At 66.6% G+C, this 18,184-nt stretch carries 18 protein-coding genes; 13 read left to right on the forward strand and 5 right to left on the reverse strand.

Features of this window, described 5'->3' with window-relative positions:
• Positions 1-2 precede the first annotated feature (2 nt).
• The 5 genes from BDIM_RS06905 to BDIM_RS06925 are packed head-to-tail and all read left to right on the forward strand — an operon-like array spanning position 3 to position 3,289.
• Complete coding sequence (locus tag BDIM_RS06905; RefSeq protein WP_003164845.1) at positions 3-401, forward strand: SUF system Fe-S cluster assembly protein; 399 nt, start codon at positions 3-5, stop codon at positions 399-401.
• A gap of 10 nt (positions 402-411) precedes the next feature.
• The gene (locus BDIM_RS06910; RefSeq protein WP_040345340.1) at positions 412-813 is read left to right on the forward strand and encodes a HesB/IscA family protein; all 402 of its coding nucleotides are present in this window, start codon (positions 412-414) and stop codon (positions 811-813) included.
• 1 nt (position 814) lies between these two features.
• Positions 815-1,804, forward strand: coding sequence for a methionine ABC transporter ATP-binding protein (locus BDIM_RS06915; RefSeq protein ID WP_003164847.1), 990 nt, complete (start codon positions 815-817; stop codon positions 1,802-1,804).
• Positions 1,804-2,460 (forward strand): methionine ABC transporter permease, encoded by a 657-nt coding sequence (locus tag BDIM_RS06920; protein ID WP_003164848.1) that lies wholly within the window; start codon positions 1,804-1,806, stop codon positions 2,458-2,460. Before BDIM_RS06915 ends, BDIM_RS06920 begins: the two co-directional genes overlap by 1 nt.
• A 19-nt stretch (positions 2,461-2,479) precedes the next feature.
• Positions 2,480-3,289 carry a MetQ/NlpA family ABC transporter substrate-binding protein gene (locus BDIM_RS06925; RefSeq protein WP_003164849.1) on the forward strand — a complete coding sequence of 270 codons (810 nt, stop codon included), beginning with the start codon at positions 2,480-2,482 and terminating at the stop codon, positions 3,287-3,289.
• On the opposite strand, the gene BDIM_RS06930 is transcribed toward BDIM_RS06925, so the two are convergent.
• The 4 genes from BDIM_RS06930 to dsbD form a co-directional block, all read right to left on the reverse strand.
• Entirely contained in the window at positions 3,286-4,083 is a 798-nt protein-coding gene (locus tag BDIM_RS06930) for a lysophospholipid acyltransferase family protein (protein ID WP_003164850.1), read from the reverse strand. The two genes, BDIM_RS06925 and BDIM_RS06930, sit on opposite strands and share 4 nt — an antisense overlap.
• A gap of 56 nt (positions 4,084-4,139) precedes the next feature.
• Positions 4,140-4,820, reverse strand: a complete 681-nt coding sequence (locus BDIM_RS06935; RefSeq protein WP_003164851.1) for a DsbA family protein — start codon at positions 4,818-4,820, stop codon at positions 4,140-4,142.
• A 102-nt stretch (positions 4,821-4,922) separates the two neighbouring features.
• A complete protein-coding gene (locus BDIM_RS06940) occupies positions 4,923-5,747 on the reverse strand; it encodes a TlpA disulfide reductase family protein (protein WP_040345342.1) in 825 nt (274 codons plus the stop codon).
• Positions 5,744-7,696, reverse strand: coding sequence for a protein-disulfide reductase DsbD (dsbD, locus tag BDIM_RS06945; protein ID WP_003164853.1), 1,953 nt, complete (start codon positions 7,694-7,696; stop codon positions 5,744-5,746). Before dsbD ends, BDIM_RS06940 begins: the two co-directional genes overlap by 4 nt.
• Before the next feature lie 62 nt (positions 7,697-7,758).
• Here dsbD and BDIM_RS06950 point away from each other — a divergent pair, with 62 nt between their 5' ends.
• Both BDIM_RS06950 and BDIM_RS06955 read left to right on the forward strand, forming a co-directional pair.
• Complete coding sequence (locus BDIM_RS06950; RefSeq protein ID WP_003164854.1) at positions 7,759-8,412, forward strand: response regulator; 654 nt, start codon at positions 7,759-7,761, stop codon at positions 8,410-8,412.
• Positions 8,409-9,713 carry an ATP-binding protein gene (locus tag BDIM_RS06955; RefSeq protein WP_003164855.1) on the forward strand — a complete coding sequence of 435 codons (1,305 nt, stop codon included), beginning with the start codon at positions 8,409-8,411 and terminating at the stop codon, positions 9,711-9,713. Before BDIM_RS06950 ends, BDIM_RS06955 begins: the two co-directional genes overlap by 4 nt.
• 8 nt (positions 9,714-9,721) lie before the next feature.
• Here BDIM_RS06955 and BDIM_RS06960 read toward each other — a convergent pair whose 3' ends face one another.
• Positions 9,722-10,864: a bifunctional 2-C-methyl-D-erythritol 4-phosphate cytidylyltransferase/2-C-methyl-D-erythritol 2,4-cyclodiphosphate synthase gene (locus BDIM_RS06960; RefSeq protein ID WP_003164856.1), complete on the reverse strand. Its 1,143-nt coding sequence runs from the start codon at positions 10,862-10,864 to the stop codon at positions 9,722-9,724.
• 65 nt (positions 10,865-10,929) lie between these two features.
• On the opposite strand from BDIM_RS06960, the gene dusB reads away from it, so the two are divergent.
• From dusB to hflX, 6 genes are all read left to right on the forward strand, one after another.
• Entirely contained in the window at positions 10,930-11,979 is a 1,050-nt protein-coding gene (gene dusB, locus BDIM_RS06965; protein WP_003164857.1) for a tRNA dihydrouridine synthase DusB, read from the forward strand.
• Positions 11,979-14,231, forward strand: a complete 2,253-nt coding sequence (locus BDIM_RS06970; RefSeq protein ID WP_003164858.1) for a sensor histidine kinase NtrY-like — start codon at positions 11,979-11,981, stop codon at positions 14,229-14,231. Before dusB ends, BDIM_RS06970 begins: the two co-directional genes overlap by 1 nt.
• 10 nt (positions 14,232-14,241) lie before the next feature.
• Complete coding sequence (gene ntrX / locus BDIM_RS06975) at positions 14,242-15,648, forward strand: nitrogen assimilation response regulator NtrX (protein ID WP_003164859.1); 1,407 nt, start codon at positions 14,242-14,244, stop codon at positions 15,646-15,648.
• Positions 15,648-16,508: a D-amino-acid transaminase gene (locus BDIM_RS06980; protein ID WP_003164860.1), complete on the forward strand. Its 861-nt coding sequence runs from the start codon at positions 15,648-15,650 to the stop codon at positions 16,506-16,508. Before ntrX ends, BDIM_RS06980 begins: the two co-directional genes overlap by 1 nt.
• 111 nt (positions 16,509-16,619) lie before the next feature.
• Complete coding sequence (gene hfq, locus BDIM_RS06985) at positions 16,620-16,865, forward strand: RNA chaperone Hfq (protein WP_003164861.1); 246 nt, start codon at positions 16,620-16,622, stop codon at positions 16,863-16,865.
• Positions 16,866-18,179 carry a GTPase HflX gene (gene hflX, locus BDIM_RS06990; RefSeq protein WP_040345344.1) on the forward strand — a complete coding sequence of 438 codons (1,314 nt, stop codon included), beginning with the start codon at positions 16,866-16,868 and terminating at the stop codon, positions 18,177-18,179.
• The last annotated feature ends 5 nt before the right edge of the window (positions 18,180-18,184 follow it).

The raw sequence follows: 18,184 nt of genomic DNA on the forward strand, positions 1-18,184 counted from the left end.
GTATGGACGCCAAGACCGACAACGCGATCAGCGACAGCGACGCCTTCGCCGCCAGCTGGGACGAGCCGCAAAAGAGCGCCTTGTCCCAGACCGAGCTGGACAAGCTGACGGACGACCTGATCGAGGCGCTGAAGACGGTGTACGACCCGGAAATCCCGGTCGACATCTATGAACTGGGCCTGATCTACAAGGTCGACGTGTCTGACGACCGCGACGTGCTGGTCGAGATGACGCTGACGGCGCCGGGTTGCCCCGTGGCGGGCGAGATGCCCGGCTGGGTCGAGACGGCGGTGGCCAAGGTCGAGGGCGTGCGCAGCGCCAAGGCCAACCTGGTGTTCGATCCGCCGTGGGACTCCTCCAAGATGAGCGACGAGGCCAAGCTGGCCCTGAACATGTTCTGAGGAGGCCCTGATGACCGAACTTCAGACTGCAACGACCCGGCCCCGGCGGCCCCGGCCCAAGGCGGTGACCCTGACGGACGCCGCCGCCGCGCGCGTGCGCGAAATCATGGACAACGCCGAGAAGGATTACGTCGGCCTCCGCGTCGGCGTGAAGAACAGCGGCTGCGCCGGGCAGGAATACACCTTCGCCTATGCGGAAGAAGCCCTGCCGCTGGACGAGGTGGTCGAGGACAAGGGCGTCACCATCCTGATCGAGCCCAAGGCCGTCCTGTTCCTGATCGGCACCGAAATCGACTATGAGGTGACGAAGCTGGCGTCCAAATTCGTCTTCCGCAATCCGAACGAGACGGACGCCTGCGGCTGCGGCGAGAGCGTCACCATCATCCCTGCCGCTGCTCTGGACGCCGACTGACATGATCCGATTGGAGGGGGTGACCCGGCGCTATCGCAGCGCGGCGGGCGACCGCACGGCGCTGGACGCCGTCGATCTGCATGTCGCGCGCGGCGAGGTGTTCGGCGTGGTGGGCCGTTCGGGGGCGGGCAAGTCTACCCTGATCCGCGCCATCAACCGGCTGGAGACGCCTGATGCGGGCAAGGTCTTCGTTGATGGGCAGGAAATTACCGCCCTGAACGCCGCCGAACTGCGCGCCGCGCGGCGCGGCATCGGCATGATCTTCCAGCACTTCAATCTGCTGAACGCCAAGACGATCGAGGACAACGTCGCCTTCCCCTTGCGGCTGGAAGGGCGGCCTGAGGCTGAGGTGAAGGCGCGGGTGAGGGAGCTTCTGGCCCAGCTGGGGCTGGCCGATCATGCCAAGAAGCACCCGTCCCAGTTGTCGGGCGGCCAGAAGCAGCGCGTCGGCATCGCCCGCGCCCTGGCCTGCGGGCCTAGCGTCCTGCTGTGCGACGAAGCGACCAGCGCCCTCGACCCCGAGACGACCGAAGACATCCTGACCCTGCTGGACGGGCTGAACCGCGATCTCGGTCTGACCATCGTCCTGATCACCCATCAGATGGAGGTGGTGCGCCGCGTCTGCGATCGGGTGGCGGTGCTGAAGGACGGCCGGATCGTGGAGCAGGGCGCGACGGCCGACGTCTTCCTGCATCCGCAGCACGCCGTGACCCGCGCCATGCTGGCCGAGGGCGAGGAGACGGTCGACGCCTCGGTCGCGCCCGCCGGGGCGCGCATGGCTCGTCTGACCTTCCGTGGCCCGTCGACCTATGAGCCGGAACTGAGCCGCGTCGCACGCACGGCGGGCGTGGATTACTCAATCCTGTCGGGCCGGATCAGCCGCATCCGGGGCGAGCCCTACGGTCAAATGATGGTCGCCTTTACTGGCGGCGACGCCGAGGCGGCTCTGGCGCAACTGACCGCGCGCGGCGTCGTGGTGGAGGCGGTCTGATGTTCGCCAATGTGGACTGGGCCGATATCGGCAAGGCGACGATCGACACCCTGCTGATGCTGGGCGGGTCGATGGTGTTGACGGTGATCCTGGGCGTGCCGCTGGGCGTGCTGCTGTATCTGTCGGGCAAGGGGCGGCTGGCGGCCAATCCGGTGCTGAACGCCTTGCTGTCCTTCGTGGTCAATGTGCTGCGTTCGGTGCCCTTCATCATCCTGCTGATCGTCATGCTGCCGGTAACGGTGCTGCTGGTCGGCACCTCGCTGGGCGTGGCGGGCGCCATTCCGCCGCTGGTGGTCGGGGCCGCGCCCTTCTATGCGCGCCTGGTCGAGACGGCCCTGCGCGAGGTGGACAAGGGCGTGGTCGAGGCGACCCAGGCCATGGGCGGCTCGACTTTCCAGATCGTGACGCGGGCTCTGTTGCCCGAGGCCATGCCGGGCATCATCGCCGGCGCGACCGTCACCGCCATCGCCCTGGTCAGCTACACCGCCATGGCGGGCGTAGTGGGGGCGGGCGGTCTGGGCGACCTGGCTATCCGCTTCGGCTATCAGCGGTTCCAGACCGACGTCATGGCCGTGACCGTAGTTCTGCTGCTGATCCTCGTACAAATTCTGCAGATGATCGGCGACCGTCTGGTCGCTAAGGTCTCGCACCGCTGATTTTACGAAAGCCTGCCCTATGATCCGCCGTTCGCTGCTGCTGTCCGCCGCCGCTGTCCTGACGCTCGCCGCCTGCAGCCAGGGCGCGGACAAGAAGGCGGGGGCCGAGGGCGCGCCCCTGCTGGTCGGCGCCACCGCCGTGCCGCATGCCGAAATCCTCGAGCAGGTGAAGCCGATCCTGGCCGCCGAAGGCGTGCCGATCGAGATCAAGGTCTTCAACGACTACGTTCAGCCGAACGTGCAACTCGCTGAAAAACGGCTGGATGTGAACTATTTCCAGACCAAGCCCTATCTGGACGAGTTCAACACGGCGCGCGGCACGAGCTTGGTCACTGTGGCCGGGATCCACGTCGAGCCGCTGGGCCTGTATTCGCGCAAGCACAAGGCGCTGGCCGATCTGCCGAACGGCGCCCAGGTGGTTCTGCCCAACGATGCGTCGAACACCGGTCGCGCCCTGCTGCTGCTGCAGGCGGCGGGCCTGATCACCTTGGCGGATCCGCAAAACCCGCTGCAAACGGTGCGCGACATCGCGACCAATCCCAAGGGGCTGAAGTTCCAGGAGGTCGAGGCCGCGACCATCCCGCGGATCCTGCCCCAGGTGGACGGCGCGGTGATCAACACCAACTACGCCCTCGACGCCGGTCTGAAGCCCAAGACCGACGCGCTTCAACTGGAAGGCGCCGACAGTCCCTATGTGAACTATCTGGTCGCCCGCCCGGACAATCAGAACGACCCGCGCATCCAGGCCCTGGCCAAGGCCCTGCGCGGCCAGGCGATCAAGGACTTCATCGCTTCGAAGTATGAAGGCGCTGTGATTCCGGCGGCCTAGGCTGCGGCGTTGACCGCCTCGGCCGCTGCGGCGGCCTTGGCGGCCTCGTCCGGGGTGGAGACCAGAACGGCGGGCGTGACCGGCTGACCCGTCGCCTCGGCGATCAGTTCCGCCGTCTTACCTTCCACGGCCGCCTCCAGTCGTTCCAGGAACTCGGCCTTGGGCAATCCGGTTGGGATCGGTTCGAGGAATTCCAGCGTCGCCGTGCCGGGGTTCTTCCGGTACTCTTCCAGCGGCCAGAACAGGCCCAGGTTGGTCGCCAGCGGCACGACCGGCATGTCGAAGTCGCGATACATGTGCCAGACGCCCGAGCGGTAACGGTACTTCTCGCCGACCTTGGCCAGATTCCCTTCCGGATAGATCAGGATCTTGCGCCCCTCGCGATTGGCGTCGGCGGCGCGTTCCTTGAGCGCGGCGCGGGCGGCGTGGCCGCCGCAGTTGTTGACGACGATGGCGCCCAGCTTCCTCAGCACGGTTCCCAACAGGGGGAACTTCTCCAGATGGTCGCCGGTGACGAAGGCCACGTCGTCGAACTGATCATAGGTGGCGAAGCCGTCGCCCCAACTCTGGTGCTTGGAGGCGATGATGAAGGCGCCCTGCGGCAGGCGTTCCTTGCCGCGCGTCTCGATGCGGATGCCTGCGAACAGGCTCATGGCCTGCACCATGCGCCGGACGTAGCGGCGGATGATCCAGCTTGTGGCCTTGCGGCCCGGCGCCAGGGCCGCAAAGGCGGCGGCCAGGCCGTAGGTGATGGAAAGCGCCCAATAGGCGATGTTGAACAGCAGGCTTCGCATCTGGCGACTATGCCAGCCTGCCGTTCAGAGGCGAGCGTAAAGTGAAGCCTGTTAGATCAACGCACGGGTTGACCCGCACGGATACGGGCGATGACGGCTTCCAGTTGCGCCTGAGGCATGCCGCCGGGGATCAGGTTGCCGTTAATGATGAAGGCGGGGGTTCCGCTCAGGGCCAACGCCGAGGCTTCGCGCGTATTGCGCAGGATCACCGCGTCGATCTCTTCGCGGTGCGTGGCCAGGTCGCGATCCAGCTGGTTCATGTCGACCCCGGCCGCGCGTGCGAGGCTGCGCGCCTGCTGGTCGGTCTCGATACGCCCCTTGGCGCCCATGAAGGCCTTGTGCACCTCATGGTACTTGCCCTGGTAGTTGGCGGCCATCGCCAGGCGGGCCACGTTCTCGGACACGGCGCCGAAGATGGGCCATTCCTTGTAGAGGATGCGCACCTTGGGATCGGCCTTCATCAGGCCTTCCAGCTCCGGGATCATCATTTTGCAGTAGGGGCAGTTGTAGTCCATGAAGCCGATGATGATGATGTCGGCGTTCTCGGCGCCGATGAACGGCGTCGCCGGATCGCGCAGCAGGTCGCTGAAGCCGACTTCCGTCACCATGGGGAGATCTTGAGCGCCCGACGCCCCAGCCGCGGCGACGGTCGCCGGAGCGTTGCCAGCGTCGGCCGGACCGCACGCGGCCAGGGTCAGGGCGACGGCGAGCTTCACTGCGAGGGCGGGGTTCTTCATCGGGTCAGGCTTTCCTGCTTCGTTCGACGCGCGGATGCACGATCAGGTCGGGGAGGGACCGCGCCAGAGCGACGGTTGATGCTTCTTGGTCGAGGCGTCCGCTTAAGTCACGCTTAAGGCGGCGGGCGGCGCCTTGTTCAGGCGGGCGATTTCGGCGGCGACCTGTTCGGGCGCTATCTCGCCCATGTGCGCCTTCGCCAGCGTGCCGTCCGCATGAAGGAAGAGCGTTACCGGAATGCCGACCGTGCGATAGTGACGCGGCAGGGCCATGCCGGTGTCGAACAGGACGTGGCGTAGGGATAGGCCCTCGCGCGCCAGGTATTCGCCGACCGTCTCCCGGCTCTCGCCCTGATTGATGAACAGGAAACGGATGCCGGGGTGAGACTGCTCGGCTTGCGCCAGGGCCGGCATCTCTCGGCGGCACGGCGGGCACCAGGTCGCCCAGATGTTGATGATGGTGGGCTGATTGACGGACTGGGCCAGATCGATCGGCGGGCCTTCCAACTGGACCAGAGTCAGTTCGGCGGGAGGCAAGGGCTCGGTCGCCGAGGCCAGTTGATGCGTCGTGACCCAGACCAGCGCGGCCGCCGCCACAGGGGCGATGGCCCAGGTGCGTTCCTGCCGGGTCTTCAGAAGCAGGAAGGTGGCCAAGGCGATGAAGGGCAGAACCCACAACCAGGCGAATCCGCCTTGCCACACGGCGAAGGCGCGCATGGGATCGCCGCTGAAATACGCCCAGTTATCGACGACATGGGCCAGGCGGGCGACGGCGACCCCGCCGATGGCGACGACCGTGCTCCACAGGTTGAAGCGGCCGCTGATCCGGCTGACCAGGATGCTGGAGCCGATCATGAAGACGACGACGCCGGCGATGATGGCGAAACGCTCGCCGGACAGGACCAGGGGGCCGAGCGACAGGCTGTTCATTCGGCCGCCCCCGCTCGTTCCAGCGAGGTCAGGACGGCGCGGGCCGAGGCCTCGCCGATCAGGCGGCTTTCGGCGGCTTCCTTTGAGGTTCTGGACAGGAAGATCATGGTCGGCGGTCCGACGACGCCATAGCGGTCGAGCAGATCGCGCACTTCGGGTGTGCTCTGGGTCACATCGACCTTGATCAGGTCGACAGCGCCGAGTTCGGCGAGGACTTCATCGTTCTGGAAAACCTCGCGCTCCATGACGCGGCAACTGACGCACCATTCCGCGGTGAAATAAACCAGAGCGGGTCGAGACTTGGCGGCGGCCTGGGCGACGGCGGTCTCAAGCGCAGCATTGTCGGCAACCACGACCGCCGGAACGGCTGTGAGAGAAGAGGCGCTGTCGGCCGCGAGCGCGGAGCGAGCCAGCGGGGCCAGGGGCCGCCAGGGACTGACGGCGTCGAGGCTGACGCCTATCAACAGCAGTACGCCCCAGACGGCCGCGATCAGGCCGGCCGCGCGAGCGACGCTGTTCAGGACGCCCGACGCCGCCGGGCGGAACAGGCCCAGGGCGGCGGCGGCCGCGAAGCATAGGGCTGCGCCCAGAGATAGGGTCGCGACTGGCGGCAGGATGCGGCTGGCCAGCCACCAGGCCATGCCCAGGAAGATGAAGCCGAAAACGATCTTCACGCGGTTCATCCACGCTCCGGCCTTGGGCAGGAAGCGCGCGCCCGCGGCTCCGAAGACGATCAGCGGCACGCCCTTGCCCAGCCCCAGAAAGAACAGGGCGGCGGCGCCGAGAAGCACATCCCCAGTCTGGGCGATATAGAGCAGGGCTCCAGCCAAGGGAGCGGTGACGCAGGGGCCGGCGATAAGCGCCGACAGGAAGCCTAGCCCAGACGCCGAGACCACGGAACGCCGTCCCGTCCCGGTGTCGCGCGACAGGCGGCTCGTCCAGGCTGAGGGCAGTTGAAGCTCGAAGGCGCCGAACATGGAAACTGCGAGGACTGTGAAAACGACGGCCAGGCCGCCTACGGCCCAGGGCGATTGCAACACCATCTGCAGGTTCTGACCCGACCAGGCGGCGGCGACGCCCAGCAGGCCGAAAGCCACAGCCAGACCCAGGACATAGGCGACCGACAGCAGCAGGCCGCGCCGGGTGCCTTGCCCGTCCACGCCCCGTCCGATGACGCCCGCCAGGATGGGGTACATGGGAAAGACGCAGGGCGTGAACGCCAGCAACACGCCGAAGCCGAAAAAGGCCAGCAGCACCCAGACCGTTCCTCCCTGGCGCGACAGCCGGTCAACGAAGCCCTGATCCTGTTGCAACTGGATGGCGGCAGCGGAGAGGACGACATCCGGCTCAGATGAATCGATGAGCACAGGTTCCGCTTCGGCGCTTTCTGCGGCGTCGGTCGTCTGAGTCGCCGGTGTCTTCTGCAAGGCGAGTACGGCTGCGGCCTGGGCCGTTGCGGCTTCGGCCTCGCGCGAGGCGATGCGGGCGCTCGGCAGAGCGGGGACGTCGACCGTTCGCGTGGTCGGCGGATAACAGATCGAGTTTTCCAGGCACCCCTGGTAGGTGATGTTGATCGACGCGGGATCGTTCGCGCGCTTCAGCGCGTCCGCCGACAGAACCGCGCGCCCAGCATCGCGCCAGATGTCGACGACGCCGAATCCGGGGTCGTCCTTCTTTTCTCCGGCTCGAAGGCGAAGGGGAAGCGCAGTCTTGCCGTCCGGCGCCGTGGCGGCCGTATGGTCCTTGTAGAGATAGTGCCCCGGCGCGATCTTCCAGGCGAAGATCAGGTCGCCGTCGACTTCACGCGAAATCTGAAGGGTGAACGCCTCTTCAGGGGAAAGCAGAGGCTGGCCGAAGCTCTGACCTAGCCCCTGGGCCAGGCTCGGCGCCGGAGCTGACAGCATGAGGACGGCCAGGGTCGCCAGGAGGCGCGAGAAAATGATCTTCATACCTGTTTGGGTCGGAGAATGAGCTTAAGTCAGGCTTAAGCCGAGGTTCGCATCAATAGCTAATGAGATTGCTCACTGTAGAAGACGATCCGGTTCTGGCCGACGGATTGCGTGTCGGCCTTGGGGCCTGCGGCTGGACCGTCGAGCCGGTCGCCAGGGTCGAGGACGCTCTGGCTGCGCTCGAAAGCTCGACCTTTGACGCGGTCGTGCTGGATCTGGGCCTGCCGGATGGCGACGGCCTGGAGATCCTGCGCTTCGTACGGCGCCGAGACATGGACGTCGGCGTGGTGATCCTTTCAGCGCGCGACGATAGCCGCGATCGCATCGCGGGGCTGGACGCCGGGGCCGACGACTATGTGGGCAAGCCGTTCGATCTGGATGAACTGGCGGCGCGCCTAAGGGCGGTCCGTCGCCGTCTGTTGGGGCGTTCGCAACCGGCGCTGTCGCACGAGGGGGTGACGCTGGACCCGAAGTCGCGTCTGGCCTGGCGGGGCGAGGGCGACCTGCACTTGTCGCGGCGCGAGTTCGCCATCCTTGAAGCCCTGATGGAGCGCCCGTCGCAGGTGCTGTCGCGCAGCCAGTTGGAGGAACGCCTCTACGGTTGGCAGGAGGATATCGGCTCCAACGCCGTCGAGGTCCACATCCATCACCTGCGCGCCAAGCTGGGCGCCGACTTCATCCGCACGGTGCGCGGTCTGGGGTACAAGCTCCAATGATGTCCATCCGAACGCGGCTGTTCGCCATTCTGGCGCTGGTGACCGCCTTGGTCTGGGGCGGGGCGGTCGTCTGGGTCGAAGTTCAGACACGCAATGAGGTGCAGCGCGTGCTGGACCGACGTCTGATGGAGTCGGCCCGGATGGTGTCGTCCATGATGCAGCCGGGCAGCCTGTCGCCTGTCGTCAATGAAGAACGGGGCGGCCGTCTGGCGGCTTATGACCAGCAACTGGCCTGCCAGATATGGTCGATGCAGGGCGAGTTGATCGCACGGTCGCGAAGCGCGCCATCCGCCATGTTGGCCAGCGGCGCGGATGGATTCTCCGAACGCGTCATCAATGGCGAGCGTTGGCGCGTCTACACCGTCCATGTGCCCGAAGGCGGCTATCGTGTCATGGTCGGCGACAATCTCGCGGTCCGTGAACATCTGGTGGGCAGCGTCGTCACCGGCCTGCTGGGGCCGGCTGTTCTGGGCCTGCTGGCGCTTGGCGTTCTGATCTGGTGGTCGGTGGGGGCGGGTCTGCGGCCTATTCAGCAGATGACCCAGGCGCTCGCCAGTCGTCGAGCGGACGACCTGACGCCGGTTGATGTAGCGCCGGGCGGGAAGGACTTGCAGCCTTTCGTCTCGGCGCTGAACGACCTGATCGCCCGCGTCAGCGAAGCGCGTCGCCGAGAGACTGAGTTCACCGCCGCCGCAGCTCATGAACTGCGGACGCCGCTGGCGGGCCTGCGGGTTCAAGCGCAGATCGCGGCCAATGCGACGGATGAGGGCGTGCGCAAACACGCGCTGGAGCAGATACAGACCTCGGTCGACCGCACTGCGCGCCTTGTGACGGGGCTTCTGGCGTTGGCGCGTGAAGACGAGGCGGCTATCGAAGCCGACGATAGGCGCTGGATCGACCTGCGCGCCCTGTTCGCCAATGACGCGGATGCGCGTTTGGAAGTTCTAGATCAGGCCTTCCGGATTTACGTTCAGCCGGATCGTTTCGAGACGGCGGCCGCCAATCTGCTGGCCAATGCTCAAGCCATGGCCAGCAGCCGTATCCGTGTCGCAGTCGAAGGTCAGGGGAACGACGCCATTCTGGTGGTCGAGGACGACGGTCCCGGCGTTTCAACGGCCGATCTGGAGCGCCTGGGCCGCCGCTTCTTCCGCACCTCCGATGCGCCGGTCGGCGGCAGCGGTCTGGGCCTATCCATCGTCCTGTCGACGATGAAGGCGCATGGCGGGGCTGTGCGCTTTACGCCCTCGGCGCTGGGCGGCTTGCGGGTCGAACTGCACGGCCTGCCGATCCGGCCGGCCTGATCGAAGGTTCAGGCGGGCATTTCGATTGCAGCCACGGCCTGCGCCGCCAGGCCTTCATTGCGTCCGACGAAGCCCATTTCCTCGCTGGTGGTCGCCTTCACGCTCACGGCGTCCAGCGGCAGTTTCAGCAGGTCCGCCAGCCGCTCGCGCATGGCCAGGCGGTGCGGTTTCACCTTGGGCTGCTCGCAGATCAGGGTCACATCGACATTGATGATGCGCCCGCCGCGCAGGGCCACCCGTTCGGCGGCGTAGACCAGAAAGCGGTCGGACGAGGCGCCCTTCCACTTGGGATCGCTGGGCGGGAAGTGGTCGCCGATGTCGCCGTCGGCGATGGCGCCCAGAATGGCGTCCGTCAGGGCGTGCAGGCCCGCATCGGCGTCGGAGTGGCCGATCAGGGTCCGATCGTGCGGAATCTCAACCCCGCACAGCCAGACGGAGGCTCCCGGCCCCCAGCGGTGGACGTCATAGCCTTGGCCGATGCGGGTGACGGTGCGGGCGGCGGACAGGGCCTCGGCCATGGCGAAATCCTCTGGATAGGTCAGTTTCATCAGGCGCGGATCGCCCGGGATCAGTCGGACGCGGCCGCCCGCGCGCTCGACCACGGCGGCTTCGTCGGTGGCGGCTTCATCAGCGGGCCAGACGGCATAGGCGTCGCGGATGGTCTTGATGCGGAAGGCTTGCGGGGTCTGGGCGCGCCACAGGTTCTCGCGATCTACGGCGCCGACGACTATGTCCTGATCGCCTCGGCGCAGGCTGTCCGCGACAGGCAGGGCGGGCAGGGCCCCGTCGGCGCTTTCCAAACCGGCCAGAAGGCCCGCGATCACCTCAGGGCTCAAAAAGGGACGGGCGGCGTCGTGGATCAGCACCGGCTCTTCATCGGCGCCGGTCAGGGCTGACAGGCCTGCGCAGACGGATCCGGCCCGCGTGTCGCCGCCTGTCACAGCCCGCCACCCGGTCAGGCCCGCAAGGGCGGACTGAAGTTCCGATGCAGCGTCAGCGGCGATCACGACGACGACTTCGCGCGCGCCCGCCTCCAGCAAGGCCTCGACCGGCCAGCGCACGACCGGCTTGCCGGCGACGATGCGCCACTGTTTGCCGCCGCCCGCTCTGGAGCCTGAACCGGCGGCCACGACGATCGCTGAGAATCCCATGTCGGTCTTCTAGGCGTCCCGGTTCCGCTTGACGAGAGGGGCCTTCTTCGGCGCTAAGGAGCCTCATGACGACCGGGTTGCAGATTGGCGATGTGAAGATCGCAGGGCGGGTGCTGATGGCGCCCATGACCGGGATCACGGACCTGCCGTTCCGTGTGCTGGCGTCAAAGCTGGGCGCCGCCTATGTGGCGACGGAGATGGTGGCCGCGGCCGAACTGGCGCGGGCCCGTCCCGACGTTGTGCGTCGCGCCGCCGTGGGCGGGGGCCTGCCCCTGACCGTGATTCAGCTGGTCGGCGGCGATCCGGTCGCCATGGCCGAAGGCGCGCGCATGGCCGAGGCGGCGGGCGCCGACCTCATCGACCTGAATTTCGGCTGTCCGGCCAAGGAAGTCACCGGCGCCGCCTGCGGCTCGGCCCTGATGCGCACGCCGGATCAAGCCGCGCGGATCATGGAGGCGGTCGTCGGCGCCGTCAGCCGCCCGGTCAGCGTCAAGATGCGGCTGGGCTGGGACGAGAACAGCCACAACGCCGCCGATCTGGCGCGCCGGGCCGAGACTCTGGGCGTCGCCGCCGTCACGGTGCACGGCCGCACGCGCAAGCAGTTCTACACCGGCGTCGCCGACTGGGACGCCGTGGCCGAGGTCAAGCAAGTGGTCACCATCCCGGTCATCGTCAACGGCGACATCATCACGGCGGAACAGGCGCGTGAGGCGCTGGATCGTTCGGGCGCCGACGCTCTGATGCTGGGGCGTGGGGTCTATGGACGGCCTTGGTTGGCGGCGCATCTGGAGCGCGCTCTGATCGGCGGGACTCAGCTTCAGGAACCGGATCGCGAAGAGCGTTTGGCCATCGTCATCGAGCATCTGCGGGCGTCCGCCGCCTTCTATGGCCTGCCGCTGGGGCTGAAAATGTTCCGCAAACACCTGGGCTGGTACATCGAACAGGCACCCTGGCCTGCCGATCCGCTGGAACGCCGCGCCGCCAAGGCCCGCCTATGTCGCCTGGAGACCCCCGAAGAGGTCGAGACTGCCCTGACCGACTTATGGCTAGGCGTGACGCATTTGAGCAACTTCGATGTTGAAAACAGGACACAGGTGTTCGAAGCTGTGGCCTGATGTCGGACACGCCCGTTTCCACGGTTGAGCCACAGACCCCAGAACGCTCGTTCTGGGGCCGTCTCGCCGATGGTCGCGCCCGGGCCCTGTTCGGAACGGCCTACGCCATCGCCTTTCTGATCACCGCCGCCGCCATCTGGCTGGTGGCGATCGCGCCGGGCGCTACGGCGGGCGGCGATGCGCGCACGGCGGCCAGCCAGGTCGTGCTGTTCATTCTTCTGGCCAATCTGATCCTGATCGCGGGCCTGGCGGCGGTGATCGGCGGGCGGGTTCTGCGCCTGACCCGAAATCGGAATGATCCGGGCGCGCGTCTGCACCTGCGCTTCGTCACCCTTTTCTCGCTCGTCTCGGTCGTACCGGCCGTGCTGATCGCCCTGGTGTTCGGCCTGTTGGTCAACCGAGGGGTGGATCAGTGGTTCAGCACCAATGTCCGTTCGGCGGTCGAGAACGGCGCCGAGATCGGCCGCGCCTATGTCGCCGACGTAGGCGCCGGGCTGGAGGTCGATCTGGAGACGATGGCGACTGAATTGGGCGGAGTGCGCGACCTGTTCGACAATCGGATCCAGTTCTCGCGCGCCCTGTCTCAGATCGGCGATTTCTTCGGCTATCCGGCGCTCTACATTCTGGATGACGAGGGACGCGTTCTCGCCAGCGGCGAACAGCCGGGCGCGCCGCCCTATGTCGCGCCGCCGCGTGAGGCTTTCGAAACCGTGGCCGGCGGCGAGGTGGCCCCGACGACAGTGACGGAAAACCCCGACATGGTTCGGGCGCTATATCCCTTGCCGGATTACGGCCACGCCTATCTGTATGTCGTGAGACCGCTGGCGCCGGGCCTGATCCAGCGCATGCGCAACGGCGAGGAATCCATTACCGCCTATCGCGCCGCCGAGGAAAGCCGTGCGCGCATCCAGGCGGCCTTTGCGCTCAGCTATCTGGAAACGGCCCTGCTGGTGCTGGTGGGCGCAGTCTGGTTGGCGATGTCGGCGGCCAGTTCGATCTCGGCGCCGATCGGGAGGCTGGTGAAGGCGGCGGACCAGGTGGCGGGCGGTGACCTGGACGCGCGGGTCGACAACGCCGGAGCGCCGTCCGAGATCATCGTCCTGTCCGAGGCCTTCAATCGGATGACCGAGGACATCAAGACGCAGCAGGCCGCATTGAAGACAGCCTCGGACGAGGCGCAGGGACGCAGTTTGTTCATCGAAACCGTTCTGTCAGGCGTTAGCGCGGGCGTGATCGGTCTGGACCGGATGCGTCGCATCTCGGCAATCAACGACAGCGCCAGTCAGTTGCTGGGTCTCGACCCGGAACAGGTGCAGGGCCTTCGTCTGGCCGATGTGGCGCCGGAACTGGGCGAACTGTCCGAGCGTGGCGAGGCCCATATCGAAGAAGACATCGACGTCAGCCGCGACGGCGAGGCCCTGCGTTTGCGGGTCCGCATCGAGGGCGGGCAGGGCGGCGAGATGGTGCTGACCTTCGACGACATCACCCGTCTGGTCACGGCTCAGCGCAACGCTGCCTGGCGCGACGTGGCGCGCCGCATAGCCCATGAGATCAAGAACCCTCTGACGCCGATCCAGTTGTCGGCCGAACGCCTGCGTCGCCGCTATCGCGAACGCGTGGGCGATGACGTCGAGGTGTTCGATCGCTGCACTGAGACCATCATTCGTCAGGTGGGCGACATCGGTCGAATGGTGGACGAGTTCTCTTCCTTCGCCCGTATGCCCGCCCCACGCTTCTCGATGGAGAACCCGGCTGAAATGCTGCGAGAGGCGGTGTTCGCCCAGCGTGTGGCCGTGCCTGATATCGGAGTGGATCTGGTGGAGCCGCTGCCCAGCGTCGTACTGCAATGCGACGGCCGCATGGTGGGGCAGGCCCTGGCCAATATCCTGAAGAATGCGGGCGAGGCCGTCGGCGCCAAGCGGGCGCGCGATCCCGTCGCTGAAGAGGCGCTGGGCATCATCGCCAGGCTCGACATTGAGGATGAGCGCGCCGTCTTCACCATAGAGGACGACGGCGTCGGCCTGCCGGCCAAGGATCGCGACCGGCTGACTGAGCCCTATGTCACCACGCGTGAGAAGGGCACAGGCCTGGGCTTGGCCATCGTCAAGCGCATCTGCGAGGACCACGGCGGCGAGTTGCGGCTGGCCGACGCAGAAACACTATCGGGCGCGCGCGTATGCCTGATCTTCCCACTGACCCAGAACCATAAGTCCGCTCATCGCGCTTCCGGCGCGGCGAGCGTGGCGAGTTAAGCGAGGCGTCATGCGTAATACTGGTGCTGATATTCTGGTCGTTGACGACGAAGCGGACATCCGCGAACTGGTCTCGGGCCTGCTTGAGGACGAGGGCCATTCGGTCCGCACGGCTGCCAATTCGGACGAGGCGCTGGCCGCCATCCGGGCGCGCAAGCCGTCCCTGGCGGTGCTCGACATCTGGATGCAGGGCGGCGGCCTGGACGGGCTGGAACTGCTCGATGTCGTGCGCGAGCTGGATCAAGACCTGCCGGTCGTCATGATCTCGGGCCACGGCAACATCGAAACCGCCGTCAGCGCCCTGAAGCGCGGCGCCTATGACTTCATCGAAAAGCCGTTCAAGTCCGACCGGCTGGTCGTGGTGGTGGAGCGTGCCCTGGAGGCGGCCGCCCTGAAGCGTGAAAACCGACGCCTGCGCGCCCAGACGCTGACGCCCAGCGGATTGATCGGCAAGTCCGTCGCCGCTCAGACTCTGCGCAGCACCATTTCCAAGGTCGCGCCGGCCAACAGCCGCATCCTGATCTCAGGCCCGCCGGGTTCCGGCAAGGAACTGGCGGCGCGCCAAATTCATGAGGCGAGCCCGCGCGCTAAAGCCGAGTTCGTCGCCATTTCCGCCGCCGGGATGGCGCCCGAACGCCTGGATGTCGAACTGTTCGGGGAGGAAGGCGTCGATGGTCGGCCGCGCAAGATCGGTGTCTTCGAACAAGCTCATAACGGCACCCTGTTTCTAGATGACGTGGCTGACATGCCGCGCGAAAGCCAGAGCCGCATCCTGCGCGTCCTGGTCGAGCAACGCTTCCGTCGGGTCGGCGGCGAACAGGACGTTCAGGTCGATGTGCGGGTCATCAGCTCGACCTCGCGCGATCTGCGCATCGAGATCGGCGAGGGGCGCTTCCGCGAAGATCTCTTCCACCGCCTGAACGTGGTGCCGATCCGGGTGCCGCCGCTGTCGGAGCGTCGCGAGGATATCGCCGAGTTGGTAGAGTATTTCGTGGAGAGCCTTTCGGCCTCTCAAGGGCTGCCGCATCGACGGATTGCCGACGACGCCCTGGCTGTGCTTCAAGTCCATCCCTGGCCGGGCAATGTGCGCCAGTTGCGCAACAACATCGAACGCCTGCTGATCCTGGCGACCGGCGGTCCGGACGAACCGATCACGGCGGACATGCTGCCGCAGGAGGTGGCGTCGTCCGCCAGCCCGACATCCTTGGGCGCCGACCGGATCATCGCCCTGCCGTTGCGTGAGGCGCGCGAAGTGTTCGAGCGGGAGTATCTGTCGGCTCAGATCATGCGTTTCGGCGGAAATATCTCGCGTACGGCCGCCTTCATCGGCATGGAAAGATCTGCGTTGCATCGCAAGCTTAAGTCGCTGGGCGTGTCGCCCGCACGCGGCGGAGACGAAGAAGGAGAGGGCGCCTGATGTCCAGGGTCGCCTATGTAAACGGCATCTATCAGCCGCACGGTCAGGCCGTGGTCCATATCGAGGATCGCGGGTTTCAGTTCGCCGACGGCGTCTATGAGGTCTGGTCGGTCTTCGACGGCAAGCTGGCGGACTATCAGGGCCATCTGAGCCGCTTGGCCTGCAGCCTGACTGAACTGCGGATCGACATTCCCATGTCGGCCGAGGCTCTGGGCATCGTGCTGCGTGAGACGATCCGCCGGAACCGGGTGCGCAACGGCATCGTCTACATCCAGATCACGCGCGGCACCGCGCCGCGCGACCACGCCTTCCCCAAGGACGTGGCGCCCAGCGTCATCATCACCGCCAAGTCGATCGACCTGAAGAAAGGCGAGGCTCTGGCCGCCAAGGGCGCAGCCGGCGTCACGCATCCGGACATGCGCTGGGGCCGTTGCGACATCAAAACTGTGGGCTTGCTGCCCAACGCCCTAGCCAAGCAGGCGGCGCGCGAGCACGGCGCTTATGAGGCCATCCTATTCGATGAAATGGGCATGGTGACCGAGGGCTCCTCGACTAACGCCTGGATCATCGATGAGAACGGCAAGCTGCGGACCCGCGACACGCAGGCCAACATCCTGCGCGGCATCACACGCGCGGCGATCCTGAAGCTGGTCGAAGCCGAGGGGATCGAGCTGGAAGAGCGCGCCTTCAGCGTCGAGGAAGCCAAGCGCGCCCGCGAAGTCTTCGTCACGGCGGCCAGCTCCTTCGTCATGCCGATCACATCGCTGGACGGAACCCGCATCGGCGACGGCAAACCCGGCCTGGTGGCGACCCGCCTGCGCGAGATTTATCTGGAACAGGCGCGCCGCGAAGCCATTTAAGGCGTTGCCGCATCGGCGGGGGCGTGGCTAAGGTCGCGGATGCGGGCGACGCGCCCGCGTCGCGGCCATTCCGCCGCCGATTAAAAAGACCAAGAACAGGATCAACCTGCCATGTCGCAAGACAAACGACAGAACCTCCAGGACACCTTCCTGAACAGCGTCCGCAAGACGAAGACGCCGCTGACCATCTTCCTGGTGAACGGCGTCAAGCTTCAGGGTATCGTCACCTGGTTCGACAACTTCTGTGTGCTGCTGCGTCGCGATGGCCAATCGCAGCTGGTCTACAAGCACGCCATCTCGACCATCATGCCGTCCGCGCCCGTGCAGCTGTACGAGCCCGACGCCGAAGAAGACTGATTGACCTCCAAACTCATTGACCACGCCGTCCCGCTGATCCGGGCCGTCGTCATTCACCCCGACCGACGCGCCGACAATGCGCGCCACGCGACCGAACGCCTGGAAGAGGCCGTGGGCCTGGCCCAGGCGCTGGACCTCGACGTGCGGGCGCAGGAGATCGTGCGTCTGCGCTCCGTCACGCCCGCCACCCTGATCGGGCGGGGTAAGCTGGAAGAGATTTCGGCGCTGATTTTGGCCGCCGATGCCGAAGCGGTCGTCGTCGACGATCAGCTGACGCCGGTGCAGCAGCGTAACCTGGAACGTTTCTGGGACATCAAGGTCATCGACCGCACCGGTCTGATCCTGGAGATCTTCGGCCGGCGCGCGCGCACCCGCGAAGGGCGTCTGCAGGTCGAGTTGGCGCGTCTGGAATACGAACGCTCTCGCCTGGTCCGCACCTGGACCCACCTGGAGCGCCAGCGCGGCGGCACCGGCGGCACGGGCGGTCCCGGCGAAACCCAGATCGAGCTGGACAGGCGGATGATCGCCGACCGCATCGTTCGCCTGAAGGCGGAACTGGAAGAGGTGCGTCGTACGCGCGGCCTGCACCGCAAGGCGCGCAAACAGGTTCCATTCCCGTCGGTCGCCCTGGTCGGCTACACCAATGCGGGCAAGTCGACGCTGTTCAACCGGCTGACCGGGGCCGAGGTGATGGCCAAGGATCTGCTGTTCGCCACCCTGGACACCACCCAGCGCACCATCCGTCTGCCGCAGGGACGTCCCGCCATCATCGCCGACACCGTGGGCTTCGTCTCGGACCTGCCGCACGAACTGGTCGAGAGCTTCCGCGCCACCCTGGAAGAGGTCGGCGAGGCTGATCTGATCCTGCACGTGCGCGACATCGCCTCGCCCGACAGCTCCGCCCAGGCCAAGGATGTCGAGGCGGTGCTGGAACAGATTCCGACGCCCGAGGGCAAGACGCGCCGCATCCTTGAAGTCTGGAACAAGATCGACCTGCTGGAGCCCGAAACCCGCGAAGCCGTGGTCGGCCAGGCCGAACGCCTGGCGCGCGAAGGACAAGCCGTGGCCGTCTCCGCCTGGACCGGCGAGGGAATCGAGACCCTGCGCGAGATCATCGCGGGCCTGATCGACGATGATCCGGAAACCCACCTGACGGTCGAGCCGCATCGCGGCGACCTGCTGGCCTGGCTCTACGCCAACGGCCGGGTGACGGGGCGCGAGACGGACGATGAGGGCCGGGTCCACCTGACGGTCCGCCTCCATCCCGCCGCGCTGGGGCGGCTTGAACGGCTGTATCCGGACGTAATCGACTGATCCTG

Source organism: Brevundimonas diminuta ATCC 11568, from assembly GCF_000204035.1.
In the GTDB taxonomy this organism is placed as follows: domain Bacteria; phylum Pseudomonadota; class Alphaproteobacteria; order Caulobacterales; family Caulobacteraceae; genus Brevundimonas; species Brevundimonas diminuta.

What these genes read in the sequence shown, in the direction of transcription:
- BDIM_RS06980 (WP_003164860.1), top strand. Translation starts at nt 15,648, where the DNA reads ATGTCCAGGGTCGCCTATGTAAACGGCATCTATCAGCCGCACGGTCAG.
- BDIM_RS06935 (WP_003164851.1), bottom strand. Translation starts at nt 4,820, where the DNA reads ATGAAGAACCCCGCCCTCGCAGTGAAGCTCGCCGTCGCCCTGACCCTG.
- BDIM_RS06955 (WP_003164855.1), top strand. Translation starts at nt 8,409, where the DNA reads ATGATGTCCATCCGAACGCGGCTGTTCGCCATTCTGGCGCTGGTGACC.
- BDIM_RS06910 (WP_040345340.1), top strand. Translation starts at nt 412, where the DNA reads ATGACCGAACTTCAGACTGCAACGACCCGGCCCCGGCGGCCCCGGCCC.
- BDIM_RS06960 (WP_003164856.1), bottom strand. Translation starts at nt 10,864, where the DNA reads ATGGGATTCTCAGCGATCGTCGTGGCCGCCGGTTCAGGCTCCAGAGCG.
- dusB (WP_003164857.1), top strand. Translation starts at nt 10,930, where the DNA reads ATGACGACCGGGTTGCAGATTGGCGATGTGAAGATCGCAGGGCGGGTG.
- BDIM_RS06940 (WP_040345342.1), bottom strand. Translation starts at nt 5,747, where the DNA reads ATGAACAGCCTGTCGCTCGGCCCCCTGGTCCTGTCCGGCGAGCGTTTC.
- dsbD (WP_003164853.1), bottom strand. Translation starts at nt 7,696, where the DNA reads ATGAAGATCATTTTCTCGCGCCTCCTGGCGACCCTGGCCGTCCTCATG.
- BDIM_RS06970 (WP_003164858.1), top strand. Translation starts at nt 11,979, where the DNA reads ATGTCGGACACGCCCGTTTCCACGGTTGAGCCACAGACCCCAGAACGC.
- BDIM_RS06905 (WP_003164845.1), top strand. Translation starts at nt 3, where the DNA reads ATGGACGCCAAGACCGACAACGCGATCAGCGACAGCGACGCCTTCGCC.
- BDIM_RS06950 (WP_003164854.1), top strand. Translation starts at nt 7,759, where the DNA reads ATGAGATTGCTCACTGTAGAAGACGATCCGGTTCTGGCCGACGGATTG.
- BDIM_RS06915 (WP_003164847.1), top strand. Translation starts at nt 815, where the DNA reads ATGATCCGATTGGAGGGGGTGACCCGGCGCTATCGCAGCGCGGCGGGC.
- ntrX (WP_003164859.1), top strand. Translation starts at nt 14,242, where the DNA reads ATGCGTAATACTGGTGCTGATATTCTGGTCGTTGACGACGAAGCGGAC.
- BDIM_RS06925 (WP_003164849.1), top strand. Translation starts at nt 2,480, where the DNA reads ATGATCCGCCGTTCGCTGCTGCTGTCCGCCGCCGCTGTCCTGACGCTC.
- BDIM_RS06930 (WP_003164850.1), bottom strand. Translation starts at nt 4,083, where the DNA reads ATGCGAAGCCTGCTGTTCAACATCGCCTATTGGGCGCTTTCCATCACC.
- hfq (WP_003164861.1), top strand. Translation starts at nt 16,620, where the DNA reads ATGTCGCAAGACAAACGACAGAACCTCCAGGACACCTTCCTGAACAGC.
- BDIM_RS06920 (WP_003164848.1), top strand. Translation starts at nt 1,804, where the DNA reads ATGTTCGCCAATGTGGACTGGGCCGATATCGGCAAGGCGACGATCGAC.